Here is a 19,569-nt window from a genome sequence, read left to right as displayed (position 1 = left end):
TCGGGCGCCATATTTAAATAACATAGAAAAAGGCACCAGTCAGCCGGCTGGTGCTTCTTTTGCGCTTATTACAATCATTATCAAAAAGTTTTTTAAGACTCCAGTTTGCTTGTTGCTTTATAGCCGATGACATTGACGGGGTCTTTCGGTGATGAATATGGCGGCGCGTAGGCCAGTTCCAATTCCGTCAGAGTGTGCACGGTCATTCTGCCTTTCATGGCTGTTGCCAGGACAGCTAATCGTTTATCGGCACCTTCTCTTCCAATGACTTGAGCACCGTATAACAAGCCTGTTTTTGCATCGAACAGGATTTTGATGCAAATTTTCTCAGCACCGGGATAATAGCCGGCATGAGAGAGGGCCTCATGTGTCACTGTTTTATACTCAATGTCCAAATGATCCAATACAGCGGCGTTCAACCCTGTAGAACCAACTGTTAAATCAAATACTTTAAAAATGGCAGAACCCTGCACGCCTGAATATTCGATTTTGTTTCCTTGCATATGGCCGGCTGCAATGATGGCCTGGCGATGTGCCGGCCCTGCCAGTGCAACATGTCTCGGCGTTCCGGTCAGAAAGTCATTTGTTTCGATAACGTCTCCGATGGCATAAATATCGGGATCGTTCGTCTGCATAAAATTGTTTACTTTAATCGCACCCGTTTTGCCTATTTTCAAGCCGCTGTCTTCAGCCAATTTCTTATTCGGACGGATGCCGGCAGCCATGATGGTCATGTCAGCCTGCACACTTTTGCCGCTGCCTAAGTGCAGCGTCGAGCCGTTATTTGAAAATGAGTTAAGTTCTTCATTCAAAAGAAGGTGAGTGCCTTTTGAAGTGATATGGTCCTCAATCATTGCGGCCATGTCCTTATCGACAAGCTTCATGACTTGTTTGCTTCGGTCGATAATCGTACAGTCAATACTGAGTGCTTGTAAATTCTCGACCAGTTCCATACCGACGAAACCGGCACCGATGATGGCACAGGTTTTTGGTTGATGGGTCTGGATAAATTCCTGAATCGCATCCATATCCGGGATAGTATGGAGTGTGAACACCCGTTTTTCATTATACCCGTCAAAATCAGGTTTGATGGCAGAAGCGCCGGGTGCCAGCACAAGTTTATCGTAAGGTGTTTTATGTTCTCCCGAGGAATCCCGGTAAGTAACCTGCTTGTTTTCACGGTCGATTTTTATAACTTCTGCATTGGTTTGCAAGTTTATATCGAATTTATCGGCAAACTTTTCGCTATTCACGAGCAGATGAGACCGCTTTTCAACTTCACCGCCGATGTAATACGGCATACCACAGGTGGAGAAGGCGATATGCTCATCTTTATCAAATAAGGTAATGTCAGAGTTTTGATCATTCCGCCGCAATTGTGACGCGATGTTGGCACCGCCCGCTACACCGCCGACGATGACAATTTTTTGTGCCATATGCGATAACCTCCCATTTTGAGAATAAATTCCCTCCTCATGCTATTTTAACCTTAAATATCACTGTTTACATGGAAAAGGCTTAGGATTCATGCATTAAAATTGAATAATACCGACTGAATTTAAGAAGACGATAACGATGGTGACCGGCACGAGCCAGCGCATGATTTGAAACCAGAGCTGATATGCTCCGGATGAAAGGTTATTGGCATAGGAAAATTCCTGCTTCATCAGTGACTGATCCATTCTGATACCGATGAATAATGCCATCATCAGACATCCGCCCGGAAGCATGATGTTACTGACAAGAAAATCACTCGCATCAAAAACAGTCTTTCCAAAGATTTTAAAGTCTGCCAGCGCACTTGATGACAGGGCAGCAGGAATGCCGGCTATAAAGACGATTAGTCCGGAAGCCCACACGACTTTGGTTCGTGAATAGTTCTTTCTGGCGGTAACAGCGGCTGTCATAATCTCAAGCATGCTGAAGGCTGATGTGAAAATGGCAAACAGGAACAGCAACAGAAATAACGTCAGGAACACTTCACCGAATGGCATTTGTGCAAAAGCAGCCGGCAGCACCATGAATAATAAGCCAGGGCCTTCTGTCGGCTCCAGTCCGAATGAAAAGACTACAGGGAATATGGCCAGTCCGGCTAAAAGTGAAACAAAAACGTTCATAATTGAAACAGATGCCGCTGAAAACGGCAAGCTCACATCTTTACCAAGGTAGGAACTGTATGTCACCATGACGGAAAAACCGACCGCCAGGGCAAAGAAGGACTGGCCGAGTGCATACAAAATCCCTTCTGCTGTCATTTTGGAAAAGTCAGGCTGCAGAAAGAATTTAAGACCTTCAGCTGCGCCTTCGAAGGTAACAGATCGGATGACCAGTATGATAAAAAAGACAAACAATAATGGCATCATCACTTTACTTGCTTTTTCAATCCCCGCTTTAATCCCAAAGGAAACAATAATGACGGCGAGGATTAAAAACAGGGCATGCCCGGAAATGGCGATAAGCGGATCACCGGTGATCGCTCCAAATAACTGTTCATAATTGGCATTGTCTGAAATGACAGAGCCAAACAGCGACATGACACTGTATATGAGCACCCAGCCGCCGACAACACTGTAAAATGACAACAGGATAAATGAACCGGCAATGCCCCAATAACCGATAACCTGCCAACTGCTGCCGGGAGCGAGTTTTTTGAACGCACTGACAGCTTCTTTCTGAGCACCGCGTCCGATAATAAATTCAGTAACCAAGAGGGGAAGCCCGATGATTAAGGTAAATGCAATAAAAAGCAGGAAAAAGGCGCCGCCCCCGTTCATGCCTGTCATATAGGGGAATTTCCATATAGCTCCAAGGCCGATCGCTGCACCTGCTGATGATAAAATAAATCCAATTCTGGATGACCAATGATCGTTCATAATTAATTCCTTTCCACTTTTAAAATGTAACCAATATTATATACCATTTTAGGTATTGACTACAATCGCATACAGTGTCGTTTTTACCGGGCTTTTTGAACACCTTCTTAAATTTTAGTACGCAGTTCCCACAACTCCGGAAAGAAATAGTGATCAAGCACCTGTTTCAGGTAGCCGACACCTGATGAACCGCCGGTGCCTGTTTTATGTCCGATGATTCGTTCCACTGTTTTCATATGCCGGAAGCGCCACTGCTGGAACCAGTCTTCAATATCGACCAGTTTTTCCGCCAATTCATACAGCTCCCAGTATGCCGGGGCGTTGTGATATACGTTCATCCACGCTCTCTCAACAGAAGCATTTTTCTCGTATGTTTTGGAGAAATCACGGTTGAGAACTTCCTCATCGATTGTGAATCCGTGGCGTGCCAGAGCTTGAATCGCAACGTCATAAAGTCCTGGTTTATGATAGGCATCTTCCAAAATGCGATAGATTTCCGGGTCATTTTGATAGATTTTTAAAATATGCGGTGCTTTATAACCAAGCACAAATTCGACCAACCGATACTGGTATGACTGGAAACCGGACGCATTCCCCAGTTTGTCGCGGAACTCCATATATTCAGCGGGTGTAAGGGTGGACAGCACATCCCAGCCGTTAATGATTTGCGATTGTATTTTCGACACACGGGAAAGCATTTTGAAGGAAGCCCGCAAATTATTCTGCTCGATTGCTGCAATCGCGCCTTTGGTTTCGTGAATGATCAGTTTCAGCCAAAGCTCACTCACATGGTGGATGATGATAAACAGCATTTCATCATGGTGATCGGAAAGGCGTCTCTGACTGTTCAGCAGCTGGTCGAGCTGCAGGTAGTCACCGTACGTCATTTTTTCTTTAAAATCAGTATGGATGTCGTTTTCATTTTCAAATGGATTATCGTTCATATGCTGACTCCTCCTATTCATTGACCGGCCGCAGAACTGCACGGACCGGACTGCCGTCAGCACCATTTATGGCTAGCGGCAGGGCAATCAGTTCGTATTGACCGGGCTCGACGTGATCAAGCATTAAATTCTCCAGAATAAAAATATTCTGCCGGTACAGTGCATGATGAACCGGAAGTTCCTTGCTTTCAGGCGGATCAACGGACGGGATGTCGACGCCAAGCAGGACTACCCCTTGTTCGCCCAAAAAATCTGCGATACTCGGATCCAGCTCAGGTATTTGCTCAGGGAAACGTTTTGGATTATTTGGAAGTGACGTGTGCAATAAAACACGCGATGCCCCTTTTAAATCAAATGGCTTTAGTGTGTCTGCCGTGATTCTCTCGGTATGGCTGACATCAAGCACGACTGCATTGCCGATATACATATTGACATCCAACTGATCAACCGTTTTCCCGTTTTCATCGTAGTGAAAGGGTGCGTCAATATGGGTGCCGATATGGACGCTCCCGGTTAGTTGACCGACGTTGGCTGAGCCGGTTTGTGCTTTTGTGAATGTCAGTGAGTAGTCAAATGGCGCGTCCCCCGGGAAGTGTGCCATGTCTTGGGTCAGCGGCTGTGAAATATCGATCCAATTGGTTTGTGTCATCAGGCAATGATACCCCTTTCGTTTTCGTAGTGTTTAAAGCGTTCTTCGTCCATGATGGTTTTCAGGATTCGGATGGTCTCCCATACGTCAGTAAACGTGTTATACAACGCGACAGGTGCCAGACGGATGCCGTTTGGTTTACGGAAATCAGGGATCACACCATCTGCTTTCAGAGCTTTGCAAATACGGGCAGCATCCGGATGTTCGATATAGACATGGCCGCCGCGTTCGGATGCGGTTGTCGGATTAGCGATTTTAAAGTCATATTCTAAAAGCTCTGTTTCAACCAGATCCATTAAATATTGGGTGAGCTGAAGTGATTTCTGCCGTATGTTTTCAATGCCCGCTTCCCGGAACATTTTGAGAGAACCCAATAGTGGTGCAGCACTCAATAGGTGCGGTGTGCCGATTTGATAGGCGCCTGCATCGTGAGCAGGTGTCAGGGTATGTTCCATATCAAATTGTTTTTCCTTCGATGAACTGAACCATCCGGCAAGACCCGGTTTATGGCCGAAGTGCTGCTGATTGACATATAGTCCTGCGACACTGCCCGGGCCGGCATTCAAATGTTTATATGTGCACCAGAAGGCAAAGTCCACGTCCCATTCTGACAGCTTATGCGGAACCGATCCGATTGAATGGCAGAGATCAAAACCGATGGGGATTCCGCGTTTGTGTGCTTCATGTGTCAAGGTTTTCATGTCAAGCACCTGGCCGCTTCGGTACAAGACGCCGGGAAGCACAATCAACGCAACATCATCTGTCATCGCTTTAACAATGTCTTGTGTTTCCAGCATATTCCCATCTTTGCTTTTAATCTGGATAAGATGCCCATCCGGGTCATATCCTTGCAGTTTCAGCTGACTTTTCAGAGCATAAATATCAGAAGGGAAGTTTAAGGTATCTGCCAGGATTTTTGTTCTGCTTCCCACAGGGTTATAGAAACTTGCGGTCAGCTGATGCAGATTGGTGGTTGCCGATCCGGTCACAACGACTTCTTCAGGCTTGGCTCCGATTAATGGAGCAGTCAGCGCACCGAGATTTTCGGACAAGTAATACCATGGATGATCACCTTCTGTCCATCCATTGATGGCAAACTGCTTCCATGATTCTGTCATGTCATGGATAGCCTGCTCCGCTCGTTTTGACAGAAGCCCAAGTGAGTTGCCGTCCAGGTAAATCGTGTTATCGGGTGTATAAAATTCATTCCGGAAGTCGGACAACTTATCCTGCTGGTCCAATTCATCTGCATATTTTCGGTCAGTGTTCATGATAGCACCCTTTCATATGTGTTTTCTTTTATGATAACAATGAAAGCCCGTGTTTGGAATGTTTATTATTTTCTGGAGGATTTTAAACGTTAGTATCGAATCATAATTATGGGTGCCAGAACGGAAACATGGGCGTCAGATGGGGGATATGGGCGGGGATATGAAAACATGTTCCCGAGAAATAAAACATGGGCCGGAAATGTCAAAACATGGGTGAAAAAAAAGAAATATGGGCGCGTGAATCAAAACATGGGCGTGAGCACAAGAATTTGAGCGCGTTTCCGGAAATAAACAGCTTGATCTAAATAAAAGAAGTTGTTTACAAACAGTTGCAATTTTTCAGACTCTATTTTACACTTAAAACAGATGCATGAAATGTTATTTCATTAATTGAAATGGAGGTGCGTGATGTCGTTTGTCTCCAATAAAGTGAACGATTTGCCGCCATATTTATTTTCCGAATTCCAGCAGAAGAAAAAAGATCTCCGGGAAAAAGGTGTAGATGTAATCGATTTGGGAATTGGTGCGCCGGATTTGCCGACACCTGATTTCATCATCGATCGTCTGACGGAAGAAGCACGGGCCCCTGCCAATCATGGTTATTCCACATACAGTGGCATAAAAGAATTCAGAGAAGCGGTGGCACACTTTTACAAAAGGCGGTACGATGTGGAATTGGACCCGGAGACAGAAGTGCTTGCTGTTATCGGGTCGAAAGAAGGAATTGCCAACCTGATGCAGGCAACCGTCAATCCGGGGGAGAAGGTTCTTGTGCCGGATCCGGGCTATCCGGCTTACAGGACAGCGGTTCAGTTAGCTGGCGGGATAAGTGAACAACTCCCGCTGGATGAGGCAAATGGGTATTTGCCGCTTTATGGCCATATTGATCAGGCTAGTGTTAATCAAGCAGTGTTAATGCTTTTGAATTATCCGAACAATCCGACTGCAGCGACTGCTGATTACAACACATTTTTGGAAGCGATTGCATTCGCAGAGAAAAATCAGCTGCTGCTTGTGCATGATGCCGCATATGACATGCTTACGTTTGACGGTTATGAAGCACCAAGCGTGCTGCAGGTTCCTGAGGCGAAAGCATGTGCAGTGGAATTCGGCTCATTGTCGAAAAACTTTAATATGACCGGTTGGCGGATTGGTTATGCGGTCGGTAACAGGAAAGTAATAAAGGCACTTTCAGCTCTTAAAAGCAACATCGACAGCAGTCAGTTTATCCCTGTTCAAAAAGCTGCGGCGACTGCTTTGACCAGTGATTATTCAGCAGTGGATGAACATAGTAAAATCTATGAGGAACGGATGGAAACGTTGTACACGTCTTTCAGAAAACTTGGCATTGAAGCAGACAAACCAAACGGGACCATCTTTTTTTGGGCGAAGGTACCGGATGGGTTTACATCAATGTCATTTGCCGGCAAATTGCTTGATGAAGCAGGCGTCATCATCACTCCGGGGAACGCGTTTGGCTCGCGGGGTGAGGGATACTTCAGGGTGGCACTTACGGTTTCAATCGATCGTTTGGAAGAGGTTATCGAACGGATGAAGCAGCTGAATTTGGAGGGGTGACACGATAAATGAAAACAACCGTAAACGTACGGACTGTCAAAACAGTCACTGCTGCACAGGCAATTGTGGAGTGCATGAAAATTGAAAGCATTCGTGATGTGTTTTGTGTCCCGGGCGAAAGCTATTTGCCATTGCTGGATGCACTGTATGATGAAGAAACTATTAATCTGATATCAACACGACATGAAAGCGGTGCGGCCTTTATGGCTGAAGGATATGCGAAGTCATCACTGAAGCCCGGTATTGTAATGGCTACGCGTGGCGTTGGTGCATCAAATCTATCGATAGGGGTACATACCGCTTATCAGGACTCAACACCGATGGTCGTGTTTCTGGGGCAGGTACACAGCAAACACAGGGGCAGGGAAGGTTTTCAGGAAGTGGATCTTGATCAGTATTTCGGGCATATTGCCAAGTGGGCTGTTGAGGTGAAAGACCCTGAACGCACAGCAGAAATCACGCAGCGTGCAATTCGGATAGCCAAAACCGGAAGACCCGGACCTGTCATTGTGTCACTGCCTGAAGATGTATTGCCGGAAAAGGAAGAAATGGTATTTGGTCCGCCAACTGTGATCCCAAAGCCAGCTCCGGCCAAAGAAGAAATCAACCGCGTCAGTCAATTGCTCTCTGCGGCTGAAAAACCATTGATTATTGCCGGCGGCGGGATAAAAAGCTCTCGCACAGAAGAGGCGCTTGTCACATTTGCCGAGAAGCATCAATTGCCTGTTATTGCAGCATTTCGGAGACAGGATGTATTTCCGAATGATCACCCGCTTTACGCCGGGCACCTGGGACTGGGAACAAACCGGGAAATAATCAATTCTGTTGAGGAGGCAGATACGATACTGGCCATCGGCACACGCCTGTCTGAGGTGACGACACAAGATTACGCGATTATCACACCGGAGAAAAAACTTATCCATATAGACATCAGCTTTGAAACAATCGGCAAAGTTTTCACACCGGATGTCGGTATTGTAGCAGATGCTGGTGAAGCTCTCCTTGCGTTAACCGGCATCAAAATCCCAAACACTTGGCAAAAATGGGCAGATGAACGCCGGCGTGCTTATGAAGCGATCAGTCGTCTTGATGTGTCGCATAAAGCTTCCATATACAAGCATATAGTGGCACTGATGGAAGATATTTTGCCTGATCATGCCCTTTTGACTAATGATGCGGGAAATTTTGCCGGCTGGCTGCATGCGTTTTACTCGTTTAAGAAAAAGCATACGTATGTGGGACCGACATCAGGCGCCATGGGGTATGGCTTGCCGTCAGCGATTGGAGCAAAGCGTGCCCTGCCGGATAAATCGGTCGTTGCTTTAGCGGGTGACGGCGGTTTTATGATGACTATGCAGGAGCTTGAAACAGCTGTCAGATATCATATTCCTGTCATCAGTATCGTGTTTAACAATCAAATGTATGGAACCATTCGGATGCATCAGGAAATGCATTATCCGGGAAAAGTCATTGGCACTGATTTGGGGGGATCTCTTTCAAAGATTTAGCTGAAAGTGTTGGTGCCGATGGGTATGAAGCCAACACACCGGATGATTTCGCGAAAGTATTTAAGCTGGCACTGGAGAAAAATGTACCGGCTGTGATAGAAGTTATGACTGAGAAAGAACAGATTTCCGTTTCTACCACGATTTCACAGCTCCGGGATCGTGCTGAAAAATAACAGGATATCAATCAATATTAGGAGGTATTTTCCATGAGTAAAGCACTGCTGAAAACAGACAATCTGCAAAATTTTATTGACGGTGAATGGGTGGAGAAGCACGAATCGGCCCCGGTGATTAATCCGGCAAACGGCAAAACGATCGTGGACGTGCCCTTATCGGATGAAAAAGATGTCAGTAAAGCTGTTGAAGCTGCGGGAAAAGCGCAAAAAGAGTGGGCACTTGTTCCGGCGCCACAGCGAGCTGAAGTTTTGTTCAAAGCCGGTCAGATGATGAAAGAACGGAAAGAACGGCTTTCACAGCTTTTGACGATGGAAAATGGAAAAGTGCTGGAAGAAGCACGAGGTGAAGTTCAGGAAGGGATCGATATGGCATTTTACATGGCTGGCGAAGGACGCCGTCTATTCGGTCACACGACACCTGCAGAGCTGCCAAATAAGTTTTCCATGAGCCAGCGCGCGCCGGTAGGTGTTGTCGGCATTATCACACCATGGAACTTCCCGATTGCAATTGCCACCTGGAAGTCGTTCCCGGCGATTGTTGCGGGCAATGCGGTTATCTGGAAGCCGGCGACTGAAACGCCAATTATGGCATATGAACTGGCTAAGATTCTTGAAGAAGCGGGCTTGCCAAAAGGTATCATGAATGTTGTCAATGGCAGGGGGTCTGCTGTTGGTGATGCCATGGTGCATCATGACGATATCCGGGTCATTTCATTTACCGGGTCCAATGAAACCGGCCGCAATATCGCAAGCGAATGTGGCAAACAGCTGAAGAAAGTGTCGCTGGAAATGGGCGGCAAGAATGCGATTACCGTCATGGATGATGCTGATCTCAATCTGGCAGTGGAGGGCATTATTTGGAGTGCTTATGGAACGAGCGGTCAGCGGTGTACAGCAGCGAGCCGTGTCATCGTTCATGAAGATGTGAAAGAAAAGGTCGAGGAGCGGTTGCTTGTCGAAATTGAAAAACTGGCAATCGGTGACGGACTTGATGAATCAAATAAAGTTGGTCCAATCATTAATAAAGCCGGTCTTGAAAAGATAGAAAAGTATATTCAAATCGGTAAAGAGGAAGGCGCCAAATTAATGGCTGGCGGTTATGTGCTTGATGATGATAAATATGCAGGCGGCCATTATTACGCACCAACCTTGTTTACAGACTGCACGGCAGATATGCGCATCTCTCAGGAAGAGATATTCGGTCCGGTTATTTCATTGATTCCTGTGAAAAGTTTTGAAGAAGCGATCGACGTGAATAATGGTGTCTCTTTCGGTCTGTCAAGCTCGATCTTTACAACAGATGCCAATAGAGTTTTTCAAGCACAACGTGATCTGGATACCGGGATTGTTTACGTAAACGCCGGAACGACAGGGGCAGAAATCCACCTGCCATTTGGCGGTACAAAAGGAACCGGAAATGGTCATCGCGATTCAGGTGTGCAGGCACTCGATGTATTCACCGAATGGAAAGCTGTTTACATCGATTACAGTGGCAAACTTCAGCGGGCACAGATTGATACGGAGTAACGTGTAACAACCGTCATGAATTTATAAAATGGGCTGTCTCATATTTTGTTGGATTCCCGAAGAATTCGAGACAGTCCTCTAAAAAGTGGAAACATATTTCAGGCAGGGAGTGAATGCATGTGAAAATAGGTGTGCTGGGATCTGGATTGATGGGCAAGGAAGCAACGCGGGATTTAGTGGCAAGTGGAGGTGTGACAGAGGTCGGGCTTGCTGATATCGATATTGATGCTGCGCAAAAAGTGGTTAATCAGCTCAGTTCCGCCAAACTGACGGCTTATCAGGTCAATGCAAAGGATGAACGGGAGCTTGGCAATTATATGCGGCAGTTTGACGTCATCATTAATGCGTTATTTTATTCATTTAACGAAACCGTCGCCAAAACTGCAATAAAAACCGGCGTTCATTCAGTTGATTTGGGAGGGCACATTGGTCATGTGACCGATAAAGTACTTGACATGAAAGAGGATGCTCAGGATGCAGGTGTAACGTTAATCCCGGATTTGGGTGTTGCACCGGGTATGATTAATATTCTATCAGGCTATGGAGCCGGCAAACTTGATAAAATGGAAGAAATTAAATTATATGTCGGGGGAATTCCGGTTAATCCGGAGCCGCCATTTGAATATAACCACGTCTTTTCGATGGAAGGTGTTTTTGACCATTATACTGATCCGGCACTGATTGTACGCGATGGTGTCAAACAGGAAATCGAATCGTTAACAGAAGTTGAGCGTGTTCATTTTGAAAAATTCGGTCCGCTGGAGGCATTTCATACTTCCGGCGGTACATCAACATTATCAATCTCGTACCCGAATCTTAAGACTCTGGAGTATAAAACGATTCGCTATCCCGGGCATGCAGAGAAATTCAAGCTTCTGGTGGACCTGAATTTGACACGGATGGATTATTCGGTTGATGTGAATGGTGAAGAAATCAATCCGCGTGAAGTCTTGCTTAAGGTGCTCGATCCAATTGTTGAATTGGGTGATAAAGATGATGTTGTTCTGCTGCGGGTGAAAGTAGGGGGCGAAAAGGCAGGACATAAGGATACACATGTGTTTGAAATGACGACTTATAAAGACCGCGAACATAAAGTTACGGCTATGGCACGGGCCACAGCAAACACAATTTCAGCCGTTGCGCAGATGATTGCTGATGGGACGATTGATAAGCGTGGTGTCTATCCGCCGGAGCAGATCGTCCCGGGTGATATCTATATTGACGAAATGGCAAAGCGGGGAGTCAGCATTCACGAACCTAGCAGCAATAAAAAAGCACATGTAACTGGCTGATTACTGGAAAAGACTGTTGGAACTTCATGTGGCACCCTTTTCCTGAGTATTTCCAGTTTCTGACACAGAAGCCAGGAAATGCGATGTACTGTTAAAATTCTCATTTGTGTGGTCCTTTCTGACTTTTACTGATTGCTAAGAGGCGCTCCGGCAATAAAACCCGCCTTCCATGGGCACGGCCTCAGCCCCGGGCAAACATAATGTTGGTCACAAAGGAGTTGGCTATTGTCGTGGCGTTCTTAGCCTTTGTTCTTCTGTAACCGTGGGATCTCCTTGTCTTAGCTTTCCCGCTGGCGTATTTCATGGCGTTTGGTTGGAGAGGAGGGCAGTCGACTCCTGCGGGAAAGCGGGCGGCTGAAGATCCCGCAGGAAGCGGTTTTTGCTTCCGAGGAAGCTGAAGCGTTGCCCTAAGGTGCGCGACTGCCCGGAGCGGAAATCAATTCTATCACTGTGTCGCAATTCATATTAACTGCAATAGTAAAATAACAAAGAACGGGAAAAGAGCTTTAAAATATATCCATAATTACGCCTGGTGCAAGGAGTTTTCGTCATGAATCAAAGTGTGATCAAAGCATTAAAATTATTAGATTATTTCTCAGTCGATACACCCGAATGGACATTAAAGGAAATTGCCGAAAAAGCGAATCTTCCAAAACCGACTGCTTACAGGCTGTTATCGGCACTCGAATCGAGCGATTTTTTATATAAAACTAAAGAGAACGAGCACGACAGCAAATACCGATTGGGTCTTAAACTGCTGGAGCTTGGACATATTGTTTCCGATCAGCTGGAAATCCGGCATATTGCGCTCCCCTTTATGCAGCAGCTTGCCGGTGATATTAATGAGGTTGTCCATTTGGTTATAAGAAATCAGGATGAAGCCACATATATTGAGAAAGTGGACAGCAGAAGAGCACTAAGGCTGAATACCAGAGTTGGCAAAAGCTCTCCGCTGTATTTAGGGTCGGGTCCAAAGATGCTGTTAGCACATATGCCGATGAAGCGCCAGGAAGAAATCTTGGAGAATGCTGAATTGCATCATCCCGTAACTGAGGGTATGATAGATAAACAGAAATTACTTCAGGAATTGCACACGATTTATGAAGAAAGTTTCGCGTTCAGTATCGGTGAACAGGATGCTGATACAACAGGCATTTCTTACCCCATTTATGACTACAGGAATCAAATGATTGCGGCGCTTGCAGTAAGCGGACTGTCGAGTCATTTTGAAGGGGAAAATCTGGAGGATCTGAAGCGACAGACACAATTAACAGCTGAAAGAATTTCCCGAAAACTCGGCTTTCGGGAACCTGTCTTCTAGTTGGAGGGGGATGATGCAGATGAATACGGTATTTATTGCAGGGCACGCGCGACTGCCATCCGGAATGGCTGCCAGAAGCATGTATGAAACACTCACCATAACAGCTGAAATCGATAAAAAATACGGCGTTATCGTTACCGCGAGTTGTACATTGGCAACAGAACACGGCAGGGAGTTTATTCACCAGCTTCTAAGAGGACACAGCCTGCAGGATGGGGTTGATGAGCCTGCTGAAGCGATGAAAGAACATTATTTGGGAAAAGCCGGCAATGCCCTTTTATCAGCGTTGTATGATTTGTACCGGCAATACGAACAATATAGGGAGAGTCTTGATTAGAAATGTCGGCAGGGGGATATATTAATCTACAGCGCCAATTTCAAAAAAATGGATAGCCGCATTTCCTCAGCAGAAAAAGCGACTATCAACTTCAATGCAAACTTAGACTTTTGCCTGGTTGCCTTCCCATGCCGGTAACATTTTGTTTAATGGTTTGTCTTCACGATAGCCTAAAGCGTACCCTGCCTGGATTAGGGTATGCACTTCACGGGTTCCTTCGTATATGACCGGTGCTTTCGAGTTGCGCAAATAACGTTCAACCGGGTATTCATCGGAATAGCCATAGGCCCCGTGTATCTGCACGGCATCATCAGCCGCTTTATTGGCAAAATCGCACGCCTGCCACTTGGCCATTGACGTTTCTTCCGTATTTCGTTTTCCTGCGTTTTTCAGTTCGCCGGCGCGATAGACGAGCAGGCTGCTCATTTCAAGGCCGGCTTTCATCTTGGCGATCATTTGCTGGACAAGCTGATGCTGGCCGATTGGTTTGCCGAAAGTTTCCCGTTCATTTGCGTATTGAGCACTTGCTTCAAGGCAGGCACGGATTTGACCGACAGCACCCGCAGCGACGGTGAAGCGCCCATTATCAAGCGCAGCCATGGCGATTTTAAAACCTTCCCCTTCTTCACCAAGCAGATTTTCTTCCGGCACTTTAACATGATCGAAAAAGATTTCACCCGTGTTGCCGGAGCGGATTCCCAGTTTTCCTTTCGTCGCTTTTGAATCAAATCCTTCCCAGTTGCGTTCGACAATAAAAGCAGAGATGCCTTTATGACGTTTTTCTTTATCGGTATAGGCAAATACAAGGAAGTGGTCGGCTGTGTCGCAAAGTGAAATCCATGCTTTTGAACCGTTCAGGATGTAATGATCGCCTTCTTTAACTGCAGTTGACTGAAGCGCGGCAACGTCGGATCCGGCACCGGGCTCTGTCAGGCCATAAGCACCGACTTTTTCACCCTTTGCCTGGGGCACAAGATATTTTTGCTTTTGTTCTTCCGTCCCCCACTGCAAAAGCGTCATGCTGTTCAGACCGGTATGAACGGAAACGGCTGTGCGAAATGCAGTGTCTCCGCGCTCCAGCTCTTCACAGACAATCGCTAATGAATTGTAATCCATGCCGGTTCCCCCATATTGTTCCGGCATGCAGACTCCCATCAGGCCAAGGTCAGCAAGGCGCTGCATTATGGCCGGATCAAATTCTCCTTCCCGGTCCCAATCGGCAATATAAGGCATAATTTCTTTGTCCACGAAACTCCGGACAGTACTGCGCAGCATATTTTGTTCTTCTGAAAAATTAAAATCCATCTGATCAACTCCTAGTTTTTTTGTTTGGAAATGCCTAATTGTTTCAATATCGTCTCTGTGTTTTCGCCGGCATCAGGCGGGTGATGGCGAGTGTTCACCGGTGTGCGTGACAGTTTTAAGGGACTTCCGATCATCCGGATATTCCCTGCTGTCGGGTGGTCTTTATTGATAAACATATCACGTTCATTCAGCTGCGGGTCTTGTGCCACTTCATCAATTGATTGAATCGGGCCGCATGGGATGTTGTTTTCCTGGAATTTTTCCTGCCAGTATGCAGTTGGCTCAGTCGAAAGGAATTCCTGAAGCAGCGGAATCAAAGCCTCTCGATTTTCGACACGATCCGGGTTTGTCTTGAACCGTCCATCTGATGCGTATTCCGGTTTGTCTAAAATGTTGCATAATCGCTGGAACTGATGGTCGTTGCCTACAGCGATCACCATCTGACCATCCTTTGTGTCAAATGTCTGATACGGAACGATATTGGCATGCTGGTTTCCGAGAGCAGTTGGTTTCTTCTCCGCCATCAAATAATTGCTTCCGATGTTAACAAGTGCACTGACAGCCGAATCATACAGTGAAAGGTCGATCTTTTGTCCTTTGCCCGACTGGTTTCGTTCAAGGAGGGCACCCTGAATGCCAATGCAAGCATAAAGGCCGGTTAAAATATCGGTGATGGCCACGCCGACTTTTTGCGGGCCGGATTCATGATCACCGGTAATGCTCATCAACCCGCTCATCGCCTGGATAATAAAGTCATAGCCCGGCATATCCTTATAAGGACCGGTTTCACCAAAACCTGTGATGGAACAATAAACGAGTTCAGGATTAATTTCGGATAATGTTTCATAATCCAGACCAAGCCGCTGCATTGTACCGGTTTTGAAGTTATTGACAATGACATCACTATCGCGAACAAGTTCTTTAATCGCTTTGATGCCTTCCTCTGATTTCAGATCAAGCGTTATACTCCTTTTATTCCGGTTGGCACAAAGATAATAAGCACTCACACCATTTTGAAAAGGCGGGCCCCATTTACGCGTTTCGTCACTGCCGCCGGGCGCCTCGACTTTTATGACGTCTGCACCGAGATCTCCGAGAATCATCGTGGCATAAGGCCCGGCCAGGACACGGGACAGATCAAGAATTTTGATGTTTTCAAGTGCTCCAGCCATTTCATCACTCCTTTCTGAGAAAAAAATAAACCACTCCAAAAAGACCACAGGAATCTGCGAGTCAATTTGAACTGGCTTGTGTCTGTTGAATCAGAACTGGTATAGAACTGTTAACAGATTAGGCAGTTTCTTTGAATGTCGTTAAATGCATCATGCGCTCTAGCGTGGAAACGTTTTAGCATGATTAATTATATTATATATTATTCTGAAAAATATGTAAACAGTTAATTCCGCATTAATGGTTAGTAACCCGCCACTTTCCGCTTTATTTCCCGTCAGTTGCAAACGTGGCGGTGATAACGTTTGACAGGTCTGTTGTGTGCCCCAGCTCACTTCTGATCACCCTGATATCGGAACGAATGCTTACTTGGTCCATCACATCATTGTAGTGTGATTTGTTCCGAAATACAGACTGTACCAGGAAAATCACTTCATCATCTTCTTTTTGAATCACTTCAATCAGACCTTTATAGTTATGATGGCCGCTGAGATCTTCAGCCTGATAGGTTTTTTCTTCCAGCGATCCATGTGACATATAGATTTCGCCAGCCTGGTGATTCATGTCGATAAATGTTTCAATGCTCTCCAGCTTAACCCGATACAGATAAATAAGCGTATACATATGACCACCTCTCATACAATAATTCCACAAAAATTTTAAAAATCCTTTTTGTGGAAGGTGATTTTTTAGTTTGTTTTCTAAAAGGTCTTTGTTTTTGGTCACAATATCCATAAACTGCGAAGTACTTGCTATGTTGATTTCCGTTCCGGGCAGTCGCGCACCTTAGGGCAACGCTTCAGCCTCCTCGGAAGAAAACCGCTTCCTGCTCAGGTCTCAGTCGCCCGCTTTCCCGCAGGAGTTGACTGCCCTCCACTCCAATCAACATTCACAAGTGAGGTTTAGTTAAGCACCAAAACAATGAGATTATAAGGCGCGGCGCCAGCCCGAGGAGGCTCACCAGCCGCCCTAAGGTGCGCGGCGTGTATTTCCGGAGCGCCTTTAAGTACTTAACGGTAATCAGAATGAAAATTTCACTGTTTCGCGGTTTACATCAACCATGAGATTAAAGAGCAACTACATTTACGAAAGGTGCCTTTTTAAAAAGGAATAAGGCAGAGACTGGCGGCAGGAGAAAACTTCAACCGGAGAAGGCCTGCATTGGCTGCAGACTCAGTTTCGCTATAAACGATTGCATAATAAAACCGCACACCACTTATGATGGCGTACGGTTTTATCATTTTTTTATTTATTATTTTGCAGCTTTTTGGAGCTTCGAGATCATTTTCAATGAGCGGCCTGTTCCGATTGCAACAGATTCCAGCGGGCTCGGTGCAATATGGACAGGAACGAAAATTTCCTGTGACAGCCAGTCCTTGAGACCGTTTAACATTGAGCCGCCGCCGGTCAGAACGATACCGCGGTCTACAATATCACCGCTCAATTCAGGCGGACAATTTTCCAGCGTTGACCGGATTGTTTCCAAAATCTGATCGAGTGATTCTTTCAACGCAGAATAAACTTCCTTTGATGAAACTGATACCGTTTTAGGCAAGCCAGTTACCATGTCACGGCCACGGACATCCATTGATTCTTCTTCATGATTTTCGTCTGCATGCCCAATTTCCATTTTAATGTTTTCTGCAGTACGTTCACCGATTAAGATATTATATTTTTTCCGGATATAGTTGATAATTTCTTCATCCATTTTGTCGCCGCCGGTGCGGATAGAGTTCACGGATACGACGCCGCCGAATGAGATAATCCCGACTTCGGAAGTGCCGCCGCCAATATCAACGATAACATTTGCAATCGGCTCATCGACAGGCAAATCTGACCCGATGGCAGCTGCGACCGGTTCTTCAATCAAATGCACATGTTTTGCGCCATAGCTGGAGACGGCATTATGGATAGCGCGCCGTTCAACGGTTGTGCTGCCGGATGGCGTACACACAACTACAGTCGGTTTACGCATAGATAAGCCCATTTTCTTGCTCACTTTTTTCAAAAATTCTTTTAGCATTTGTGCGGTCACGTCATAGTCTGCGATAACACCATCTTTTAAAGGACGGATTGGGACAATATTCGCCGGGGTTTTTCCGACCATTTCTTTGGCTTCCGAACCGACCGCCACGACATTTTTGGTATTCAAATCAATTGCCACGACAGATGGCTCGTTTAACACGATTCCTTTTGATTTGGAATAAATCAGTATATTCGCTGTACCTAAATCAATTCCGATTTCTGCAGTAGATAACATCTCAGTTCCTCCAATGATGTGATATAAAACTATTAATTCAATTTATCGATGCGAAAAATGCATATCAATACGATAGCTTTCCAAACATTGATATATTTTCTGAGGATATATGAAAGCCACGTTGAGCGTTCCCAGAAAATTTCACTCCCTTCTATTTTGAAAGGAAAAGGCATCAAAAATCAAGTAACATTTCGTTTACAAATAATGGCCGATTGTAACATAAAAGGCTGATTCAGAGGGGTGTCAATAGTTATGTAAATGTAAAATCTGCCATTACATCAAACCTTTTCCTGCACTTTTTCCCAGGATATGAAGATGAGGCCTGTCTGCATCGATAATATTCAGAAAAATTAGTTGGATAACGAGCGAATGGAAATGAGTGACAGTAATATTACAAAAAAACTATGATACGATGATTTTGCAATAAAAAACACACAGGAGAGGTGACAGCAATGATTAACAAATTGATGGTCGGATCACTGACCGTAGCGTTGTTATTCGGCGGAGCATTTCAAACAACTGCAGATGCTTCTGCGAGTGAAAATAATACTCAAAACCAATCTTATCAGCATAAAGTCTATTATTCTGTTAACGGGGGTGACTGGACTGAGGGTTCAAATGAGAAGTTCAGTAACTATTTAAATAAACACTTCCCGCAGGTTAATTGGAATAAACAGCAAGAGAATAATAGCAAACAGCCTAAACAGGATCAGTCTGAAAAGAATGGTAACGCTGAACAAGCTAAATCAAAGCAAGAAACAAACAAGAAACAAGAGGAACAAACTGAACAGGATAAATCAGAACAAGACACTAACAACCAGCAAGAGCAAGAAACTGAGCAGCCTGAAGCCCAGGCGCCACAGCAGCCGGCTGAACAGCAAAACCAGCAAACTCAACAAAATAAGCAAAATCAAACACAAGATTCACAACAACTGAGCGAATTTGAACAGCAAGTGGTGGAACTGACAAACCAAGAACGCGAAGCACAAGGGCTTGAACCGCTTAAAATTGATACGGAATTAAGCAAAGTGGCACGTGAGAAATCCCGTGACATGGCAGCAAACAACTATTTCTCTCACAACAGCCCGAACTACGGGTCACCATTTGATATGATGAAAGAGTATGGTATTTCTTATCAAACAGCAGGCGAAAATATTGCCAGAGGACAAACGTCTCCAGAGCAGGTTGTGAATGGCTGGATGAATAGTGAAGGTCATCGTGAAAACATCTTGAACGAGAACTTCACTCACATCGGCGTTGGCTATGTAGAACAAGGCAACCACTGGACACAGCAGTTTATTGGAAAATAAGAAGGCCGGGCAACCGCCTTCTGTTCTACTGAAAACAGACAAATCGAA

At 45.5% G+C, this 19,569-nt stretch carries 15 protein-coding genes and 1 pseudogene; 7 read left to right on the top strand and 9 right to left on the bottom strand.

Annotation, left to right across the window (positions count from 1 at the left end):
• Positions 1 to 92: 92 nt before the first annotated feature.
• From AOX59_RS10540 to kynU, 5 genes are all read right to left on the bottom strand, one after another.
• On the bottom strand, positions 93 to 1,436 hold the full coding sequence (locus AOX59_RS10540; protein ID WP_068445365.1) for a CoA-disulfide reductase: 1,344 nt from the start codon (positions 1,434 to 1,436) through the stop codon (positions 93 to 95).
• 96 nt (positions 1,437 to 1,532) lie between these two features.
• Entirely contained in the window at positions 1,533 to 2,873 is a 1,341-nt protein-coding gene (locus AOX59_RS10535; RefSeq protein WP_068445363.1) for a sodium-dependent transporter, read from the bottom strand.
• A 107-nt stretch (positions 2,874 to 2,980) separates the two neighbouring features.
• Complete coding sequence (gene kynA, locus AOX59_RS10530; RefSeq protein WP_068445361.1) at positions 2,981 to 3,817, bottom strand: tryptophan 2,3-dioxygenase; 837 nt, start codon at positions 3,815 to 3,817, stop codon at positions 2,981 to 2,983.
• 13 nt (positions 3,818 to 3,830) lie between these two features.
• Complete coding sequence (gene kynB, locus AOX59_RS10525) at positions 3,831 to 4,466, bottom strand: arylformamidase (protein ID WP_068445359.1); 636 nt, start codon at positions 4,464 to 4,466, stop codon at positions 3,831 to 3,833.
• Positions 4,466 to 5,737: a kynureninase gene (gene kynU / locus AOX59_RS10520; RefSeq protein ID WP_068445358.1), complete on the bottom strand. Its 1,272-nt coding sequence runs from the start codon at positions 5,735 to 5,737 to the stop codon at positions 4,466 to 4,468. The genes kynB and kynU overlap by 1 nt, the downstream gene beginning before the upstream one ends.
• Positions 5,738 to 6,145: 408 nt before the next feature.
• Between kynU and AOX59_RS10515 the strand changes: the two genes are divergently transcribed.
• From AOX59_RS10515 to AOX59_RS10490, 6 genes and pseudogenes are all read left to right on the top strand, one after another.
• Entirely contained in the window at positions 6,146 to 7,315 is a 1,170-nt protein-coding gene (locus AOX59_RS10515; protein WP_068445357.1) for an LL-diaminopimelate aminotransferase, read from the top strand.
• Between the two features lie 8 nt (positions 7,316 to 7,323).
• A pseudogene (locus tag AOX59_RS10510) lies at positions 7,324 to 8,996 on the top strand (thiamine pyrophosphate-dependent enzyme).
• Positions 8,997 to 9,029: 33 nt separating this feature from the next.
• On the top strand, positions 9,030 to 10,526 hold the full coding sequence (locus tag AOX59_RS10505; RefSeq protein ID WP_068445355.1) for an aldehyde dehydrogenase family protein: 1,497 nt from the start codon (positions 9,030 to 9,032) through the stop codon (positions 10,524 to 10,526).
• A 119-nt stretch (positions 10,527 to 10,645) separates the two neighbouring features.
• Entirely contained in the window at positions 10,646 to 11,818 is a 1,173-nt protein-coding gene (locus AOX59_RS10500) for a saccharopine dehydrogenase family protein (protein ID WP_068445353.1), read from the top strand.
• Between the two features lie 550 nt (positions 11,819 to 12,368).
• Positions 12,369 to 13,139 (top strand): IclR family transcriptional regulator, encoded by a 771-nt coding sequence (locus AOX59_RS10495; RefSeq protein WP_068445351.1) that lies wholly within the window; start codon positions 12,369 to 12,371, stop codon positions 13,137 to 13,139.
• A 19-nt stretch (positions 13,140 to 13,158) separates the two neighbouring features.
• Entirely contained in the window at positions 13,159 to 13,476 is a 318-nt protein-coding gene (locus AOX59_RS10490) for a DUF3870 domain-containing protein (protein ID WP_068448274.1), read from the top strand.
• Positions 13,477 to 13,578: 102 nt separating this feature from the next.
• Here the strand turns inward: AOX59_RS10490 and AOX59_RS10485 are convergent, their stop codons facing one another.
• The 4 genes from AOX59_RS10485 to mreBH all read right to left on the bottom strand — a co-directional run bounded on the left by AOX59_RS10485 (position 13,579) and on the right by mreBH (position 18,211).
• Complete coding sequence (locus AOX59_RS10485; protein ID WP_068445349.1) at positions 13,579 to 14,781, bottom strand: acyl-CoA dehydrogenase family protein; 1,203 nt, start codon at positions 14,779 to 14,781, stop codon at positions 13,579 to 13,581.
• Positions 14,782 to 14,792: 11 nt separating this feature from the next.
• Positions 14,793 to 15,953 carry a CaiB/BaiF CoA transferase family protein gene (locus AOX59_RS10480; RefSeq protein WP_068445346.1) on the bottom strand — a complete coding sequence of 387 codons (1,161 nt, stop codon included), beginning with the start codon at positions 15,951 to 15,953 and terminating at the stop codon, positions 14,793 to 14,795.
• 265 nt (positions 15,954 to 16,218) lie between these two features.
• The gene (locus AOX59_RS10475) at positions 16,219 to 16,575 is read right to left on the bottom strand and encodes a DUF1428 family protein (protein WP_068445345.1); all 357 of its coding nucleotides are present in this window, start codon (positions 16,573 to 16,575) and stop codon (positions 16,219 to 16,221) included.
• A 628-nt stretch (positions 16,576 to 17,203) separates the two neighbouring features.
• Positions 17,204 to 18,211 (bottom strand): rod-share determining protein MreBH, encoded by a 1,008-nt coding sequence (mreBH, locus tag AOX59_RS10470; protein ID WP_068445343.1) that lies wholly within the window; start codon positions 18,209 to 18,211, stop codon positions 17,204 to 17,206.
• Positions 18,212 to 18,663: 452 nt separating this feature from the next.
• On the opposite strand from mreBH, the gene AOX59_RS10465 reads away from it, so the two are divergent.
• On the top strand, positions 18,664 to 19,521 hold the full coding sequence (locus AOX59_RS10465; RefSeq protein ID WP_068445341.1) for a CAP domain-containing protein: 858 nt from the start codon (positions 18,664 to 18,666) through the stop codon (positions 19,519 to 19,521).
• The last annotated feature ends 48 nt before the right edge of the window (positions 19,522 to 19,569 follow it).

Origin of the sequence: Lentibacillus amyloliquefaciens, from assembly GCF_001307805.1 — a bacterium.
GTDB classification, from domain to species: domain Bacteria; phylum Bacillota; class Bacilli; order Bacillales; family Amphibacillaceae; genus Lentibacillus; species Lentibacillus amyloliquefaciens.
This window is presented reverse-complemented; position numbering and strand designations above follow the sequence as displayed.

What these genes read in the sequence shown, in the direction of transcription:
- AOX59_RS10540 (WP_068445365.1), bottom strand. Translation starts at nt 1,436, where the DNA reads ATGGCACAAAAAATTGTCATCGTCGGCGGTGTAGCGGGCGGTGCCAAC.
- AOX59_RS10535 (WP_068445363.1), bottom strand. Translation starts at nt 2,873, where the DNA reads ATGAACGATCATTGGTCATCCAGAATTGGATTTATTTTATCATCAGCA.
- kynA (WP_068445361.1), bottom strand. Translation starts at nt 3,817, where the DNA reads ATGAACGATAATCCATTTGAAAATGAAAACGACATCCATACTGATTTT.
- kynB (WP_068445359.1), bottom strand. Translation starts at nt 4,466, where the DNA reads ATGACACAAACCAATTGGATCGATATTTCACAGCCGCTGACCCAAGAC.
- kynU (WP_068445358.1), bottom strand. Translation starts at nt 5,737, where the DNA reads ATGAACACTGACCGAAAATATGCAGATGAATTGGACCAGCAGGATAAG.
- AOX59_RS10515 (WP_068445357.1), top strand. Translation starts at nt 6,146, where the DNA reads ATGTCGTTTGTCTCCAATAAAGTGAACGATTTGCCGCCATATTTATTT.
- AOX59_RS10505 (WP_068445355.1), top strand. Translation starts at nt 9,030, where the DNA reads ATGAGTAAAGCACTGCTGAAAACAGACAATCTGCAAAATTTTATTGAC.
- AOX59_RS10495 (WP_068445351.1), top strand. Translation starts at nt 12,369, where the DNA reads ATGAATCAAAGTGTGATCAAAGCATTAAAATTATTAGATTATTTCTCA.
- AOX59_RS10490 (WP_068448274.1), top strand. Translation starts at nt 13,159, where the DNA reads ATGAATACGGTATTTATTGCAGGGCACGCGCGACTGCCATCCGGAATG.
- AOX59_RS10485 (WP_068445349.1), bottom strand. Translation starts at nt 14,781, where the DNA reads ATGGATTTTAATTTTTCAGAAGAACAAAATATGCTGCGCAGTACTGTC.
- AOX59_RS10480 (WP_068445346.1), bottom strand. Translation starts at nt 15,953, where the DNA reads ATGGCTGGAGCACTTGAAAACATCAAAATTCTTGATCTGTCCCGTGTC.
- AOX59_RS10475 (WP_068445345.1), bottom strand. Translation starts at nt 16,575, where the DNA reads ATGTATACGCTTATTTATCTGTATCGGGTTAAGCTGGAGAGCATTGAA.
- mreBH (WP_068445343.1), bottom strand. Translation starts at nt 18,211, where the DNA reads ATGTTATCTACTGCAGAAATCGGAATTGATTTAGGTACAGCGAATATA.
- AOX59_RS10465 (WP_068445341.1), top strand. Translation starts at nt 18,664, where the DNA reads ATGATTAACAAATTGATGGTCGGATCACTGACCGTAGCGTTGTTATTC.